Origin of the sequence: Streptomyces sp. SM1 (assembly GCF_002910825.1) — a bacterium.
Lineage (GTDB): Bacteria > Actinomycetota > Actinomycetes > Streptomycetales > Streptomycetaceae > Streptomyces > Streptomyces okerensis.
Window position 1 is genome coordinate 1 of the sequence record NZ_NEUB01000943.1, and the last position, 5,096, is coordinate 5,096.

General features: G+C 70.2%; 5 protein-coding genes. 2 read left to right on the top strand and 3 right to left on the bottom strand.

What is annotated here, in order from left to right:
• A partial coding sequence (locus tag B9S61_RS32790) for a transposase (RefSeq protein ID WP_258039666.1) occupies nucleotides 1-1,247 on the bottom strand: 1,247 nt, incomplete at its 3' end.
• Nucleotides 1,248-1,272: 25 nt separating this feature from the next.
• Here B9S61_RS32790 and tnpA point away from each other — a divergent pair.
• A complete protein-coding gene (gene tnpA / locus B9S61_RS32795; RefSeq protein ID WP_103542771.1) occupies nucleotides 1,273-1,689 on the top strand; it encodes an IS200/IS605 family transposase in 417 nt (138 codons plus the stop codon).
• 296 nt (nucleotides 1,690-1,985) lie between these two features.
• Here the strand turns inward: tnpA and purU are convergent, their stop codons facing one another.
• Both purU and B9S61_RS32805 read right to left on the bottom strand, forming a co-directional pair.
• Entirely contained in the window at nucleotides 1,986-2,867 is an 882-nt protein-coding gene (gene purU, locus B9S61_RS32800) for a formyltetrahydrofolate deformylase (RefSeq protein WP_103545437.1), read from the bottom strand.
• Between the two features lie 47 nt (nucleotides 2,868-2,914).
• Nucleotides 2,915-3,436 (bottom strand): hypothetical protein, encoded by a 522-nt coding sequence (locus B9S61_RS32805; RefSeq protein ID WP_103545438.1) that lies wholly within the window; start codon nucleotides 3,434-3,436, stop codon nucleotides 2,915-2,917.
• 97 nt (nucleotides 3,437-3,533) lie between these two features.
• Between B9S61_RS32805 and B9S61_RS32810 the strand changes: the two genes are divergently transcribed.
• Complete coding sequence (locus B9S61_RS32810) at nucleotides 3,534-4,841, top strand: ABC transporter substrate-binding protein (protein ID WP_103545439.1); 1,308 nt, start codon at nucleotides 3,534-3,536, stop codon at nucleotides 4,839-4,841.
• The last annotated feature ends 255 nt before the right edge of the window (nucleotides 4,842-5,096 follow it).

The window sequence follows — 5,096 nt, forward strand, 5'->3', positions numbered from 1 at the left end:
TTGACATCCTCGCCGCCCTGAAGGACGGCGATTCCCGCCTGCCGCGCCGTTGCAGGCTGCGGTGTCGAGTGGGTTCCTGCTTCGCCGCGCGGTGCCGGGACGAGTCCCGGTCTTACCTGCGCTCCACAGGCTGACACGGCCAGTCCGGCCGCCCTGGCGATGTTGACCGCCGCGTTGATGTCCCGGTCCAGGACGGCCCCGCAGGCCCCGCAGGTCCACACACGGACGTGCAAGGGCTTGGGGCCGTCCTTCACGCCGCACTGCGAGCACACCTGAGACGTGGGCTCGAAGCGGCCGATGCGGACGAAGGTGCGCCCGTACCGTGCGGCCTTGTACTCCAGCATGCTCACGAACGCCGACCATCCGGCGTCGTGCACGGACTTGGCCAGGCGCGTGCGGGCGAGCCCCTTCACCGCCAGGTCCTCCACGGCGACCGCTTGGTTCTCGCGGATCAGCTTCGTGGAGAGCTGGTGGTGGAACTCGCGGCGCGCGTCCGCGACACGTGCGTGTGCCCGTGCGACGCGGACCCTGGCCTTGTCCCTGTTCTTGCTGCCCTTCTCCTTGCGGGACAGGTCCCGCTGGGCCTTCTTGAGGCGCTTGGCGGCCCGGCGCAGGAACCGCGGGCTGTCGGCCTTCGTCCCATCCGAGAGGACCGCAAAGTGCCCCAGCCCGAGGTCGATGCCCACCTCGGGCATCGACTGCGGCAGCAGTTCCCCGGGGCCGGTCTCGACGACGAAGCTCGCGAAGTACCGGCCCGCACTGTCCTTGACCACGGTCACCGTGGACGGGGTGGAGGGCAGGGATCGGGACCACTTGACCTTCAGGTCGCCGATCTTCGGCAGACGCAGCTTCCGCCCAGGTGTGATCGACCAGCGGGCGTTCGCCGTGAACCGCACGGACTGCCGGGTGTCCTTGCGGGACTTGTACCGGGGCGCACCCATACGCGGGCGCTTGCCCTTCAGCCCGTCGAAGAAGTTCCGGTACGCGGTGTCCAGGTCGCGCAGCGACTGCTGGAGGACGACCGCCGAGACCTCGCCGAGCCAGGCCCGCTCCGGGGCGTTCTTCGCCTCGGTGATGAGCGCCTTCGACAGGTCCCCGGTCTTGGGGAACGGCAGCCCCTGGCTGCGGGCGGTCTCCCGGGCGCGGAGCGCGTCGTTGTAGACCACCCGCGCACACCCGAACGCCCGTGACAACGCGCTGCACTGACCGGCGCTCGGGTACAGGCGGAAGCTGTACCGAAGCTGCACGCCGATCATGCTACACAGTTGGTTTATGGGTATCGATGAGAACGTTCGTACAGGTCGCCACTGCATCTTCCGCATGCACGTCCACTTGGTTTTCGTGACGAAGTACCGGCACTCCGTCTTCGGCGACCGGCACCTGACGCGGTGCGAGGAAATCATGCGGGCCGTGTGCGAGGACTTCGAGGCCGAGCTGGTCGAGTTCAACGGCGAGAACAACCACGTCCACCTCCTCGTGAACTTCCCGCCGAAGGTCGCCGTGTCCAGGCTGGTGAACTCCCTCAAGGGCGTGTCCTCCCGACGCCTCCGTCAGGAGTTCCCCGACCTCGTCCGCCATTACTGGCGGGCACAACGTCTGTGGTCCGGCTCGTACTTCGCCGGGTCGGCCGGCGGTGCACCGCTCAGCATCGTGAAGCAGTACACCGAGCAGCAGAACCGGCCGCTCTGACCCGGGTTGAGGTGAACAGTGCCAATCCATGCACACGGCTGAGGTCAGAGCAGTTCTCAGATTCGCTTCACCACCGGGCTGAAGCCCGGTGCACTGCGAATAGTCCCGGTAGCGCGGATGCGCATGATGTGGGGACGGGTTGCGGTGCGTGGGCGGCTGCGGGCGTGTGGGGCCCGTTCGCGCAGTTCCCCGCGCCCCTGGAGTACGTGCGGTGGACGCACCTCCAGGGGCGCGGGGAACTGCGCGATCAGCCACCGACGGCCCGCTGCCGCGTCGCGACCGAGCCACCCGGGCTCCTAGGCGAACACGACCGTTCGGCGGCCGTTCAGCAGGATCCGCCGCTCCGCATGCCACTTCACCGCCCGCGCCAGCGCCCCGCACTCCACGTCGCGGCCGATGGCGACGAGCCCCTCGGGGGTGACGTCGTGCCCCACCCGCTCGACCTCCTGCTCGATGATCGGGCCCTCGTCGAGGTCGGCGGTCACGTAGTGCGCGGTGGCGCCGATGAGCTTCACGCCCCGCGCGTGCGCCTGGTGGTACGGCTTCGCACCCTTGAAGCTCGGCAGGAAGGAGTGGTGGATGTTGATGATCCGGCCGGAGAGCTGCTTGCACAGGTCGCCGGAGAGGACCTGCATGTAGCGGGCGAGGACGACGAGTTCGACGTCCCCCTCGCGCACGATCTCCAGCAGCCTCGCCTCGGCCTCCGCCTTGCCGTCCTTCGGCACGGGGAGGTGATGGAAGGGGATGTTGTACGAAGACACCAGCTCGGCGAAGTCGGTGTGATTGGACACCACTCCGGCGATCTCCACGGGCAGTGCGCCGGTCCGCGCGCGGAACAGCAGATCGTTCAGGCAGTGCCCGAACCTGCTGACCATGAGCAGGATGCGCATCTTCTCGTCGGCCCGGTTGATCTGCCAGTCCATCCGGAAGGAGTCACCGATCGCCGCGAAGCTCGCCCGCAGCTTCTCCACGGTCACCGGGGCTTCCGCGGAGAAGTGGACGCGCATGAAGAACAGTCCCGAGTCGTGGTCGCCGAACTGCTGGCTGTCCTCGATGTTGCACCCGGTCATGAACAGATAGCTGGACACGGCGTGCACGATGCCCTGCTTGTCGGGACAGAACAGGGTGAGGACGTACTGGTCGGCCGGGGCCGCGGCTCGGGTGGACTGCTCGCTCATGCGGAAAAGGGTCCCACACGCGGGCGTGCGTCCGGCCGGCCGTTCCGCTACGCGGACCGCGTCAGGATGTGCAGCACCTCGAGGGTGCTCGGCGGGCCGTCGGGGTCCTCTCCGTCGCCGGCCGCCATCCGCACGTGCGCGTCCCGCGCGGCCCGCACCGCGTCCGGCCATCCCTCGTGCTCGAGATAGGCGGTCACGGGCGCGTCCGGCCCGACCTGGTGCATGATCCGCAGCACCCGCAGCACCGCGGTGTCGACGAGCGCCGCCTCCTGCGAGTCGCGGAAGATCGTGCCGACGTACTTCTCGGCGGACCAGCTGTCCAGCCAGGTGTCCTCGACCAGCCGGTATACGGCGTCGGTGACGTCCCCGTAGCCGGGCACGCCGGCCAGCCAGACGTCCCGCTGGAAGCCGGGGTCGGAGAGCATGTGCAGCGCGGAGCGCACATTGCTGCGCCAGCGCCACCATGGCATGTCGTTGAGTGGCATGCCGCCCATGGTGGAGGAGTGACGGCCGCGACGGGAAGAGTTCTCCGAACCTTGCACGGTCGTCGATCGTACGTTTCCGCGCATCAGGGGTGACACGGGACCCCGCAATTCACCTCACCGTCACCGTCCGTCGACCAAGGGTCACTCGGGGGTTGGCCGTGTGGCGGAATCGTGCGGGGGCATGACCGGCAGGCGACAGATCCGCAGCACCTTCCCTTCCCGCCTCCTCACCCGGCCCGTCAGAGCCGCCGCCCTGACCACGGGCGCGCTGGTGGCGGGCGTGCCGCTCGCCGCCGGGTGCGGTGTCGTCCCCGGTGCCACGGGGGGCTCCGGGGACGATACCGTCACCGTGATGACCTGGGCGCCCGAGGACACCGGCACCACGGACAAGTCCGGGATGCCCGCGTTCGCCGAGGCCTACGCCCGCTGGATCAACTCCCAGGGCGGTATCGACGGCCGCCGGCTCTCGGTGCTGACCTGCAACGAACGCAACGAGGCCGCGGCCGCCACGCGGTGCGCCCGGCGCGCGGTCGAGGAGGAGGCCGTCGCGGTCGTCGGTTCCTACAGCCAGTACGCCGACTCCTTCCTGCCGACCCTGGAGGCCGCCGGCATCCCGTACATCGGCGGCTACGGCATCACCAACGACGAGTTCACCAGTCCTCTGTCCTACCCGGTCAACGGCGGCCAGCCGGTGCTGCTGGCGGGCCTCGGCCGCACCCTCGCCGACAGCTGCGGCCCCGTCACCCTGATCCGGCCCGACACCATCGCGGGCGACCAGCTGCCCCCGCTGCTCGACTCGGGTCTGCAGGCGGGCGGGCACAAGCTCGCCGGCGACCAGCGCGCGGCGGAGGCCGCCACCTCGTACGACGATCAGGCGAAGCGCGCTCTGGAGCGTGCCTCGACCGACGCCGCGGATGATCCGGGCTGTGTCGTGCCCGCGCTCGGCGACCGCACGCGCGTCTTCATGGACTCCTTCCGGCGGTCCCGCGGCGACTATCCCGAGGTGCGCACCGCGACCGTGCTGGGCAGCGTCGACCAGTCGGTCATCGACGCGACCGGCGGGGCGTCGGGGCCGTACGAGGGGTCGTACGTCACCGGCTGGTACCCGGCGGCGGGTGACGCCCGCTGGGACACGATGAAGGAAGTGATCAAGGCGGAGGCGTTCGGCGACAACCGGATCGACGCGGCGGACGCCGGAGTGCAGACCACGTGGATCGCCTACACCGTGTTCCGGCAGGTCGTGGAGTCGCTCGAGGGCGAGGTGAACGCCGACACGGTGAGCGGGGCGCTGGACAGCGGGCTGAAGGTCACCACCGGGGATCTCACCCCGACCCTGCGCTGGAAGTTCCAGGACGAGCTGGCCGCCGTCGGCTTCCCGCGGCTGGTCAACGCGTACGTGACCCTCCAGGTGGTCGAGGACGGCCGGCTGGTGGCCGCCCGCGAAGGCTTCACCGATGTGACGAAGACCCTGCGGAACGCGGACCTCTGACCGCCCACCGTCCCCCCGCCCCCGGCGTCCGGGGCCAGGACCGGGGGCCGGCGGCCGACGCGTCCGATGCCCTCGGTGTCCGGGACCCGGGTGCCGACGCATCGTCGTCCGGCGTCGTCACGTCGACGTCCAGGGTCCGGCGTCCGGCGCATCCGGCCCCCGGGCGTCCGGCGCATCGGCGTCCGGCACCCGAGGTCCGGCGGTCGGCAAGCCCGATGCCCTTGGCGCCCGGGGTCCGGGGTCCGGGGTCCGGCG

Coding starts and splice junctions, on each gene's coding strand:
- tnpA (WP_103542771.1), top strand. CDS start 1,273: ATGGGTATCGATGAGAACGTTCGTACAGGTCGCCACTGCATCTTCCGC.
- purU (WP_103545437.1), bottom strand. CDS start 2,867: ATGAGCGAGCAGTCCACCCGAGCCGCGGCCCCGGCCGACCAGTACGTC.
- B9S61_RS32805 (WP_103545438.1), bottom strand. CDS start 3,436: ATGCGCGGAAACGTACGATCGACGACCGTGCAAGGTTCGGAGAACTCT.
- B9S61_RS32810 (WP_103545439.1), top strand. CDS start 3,534: ATGACCGGCAGGCGACAGATCCGCAGCACCTTCCCTTCCCGCCTCCTC.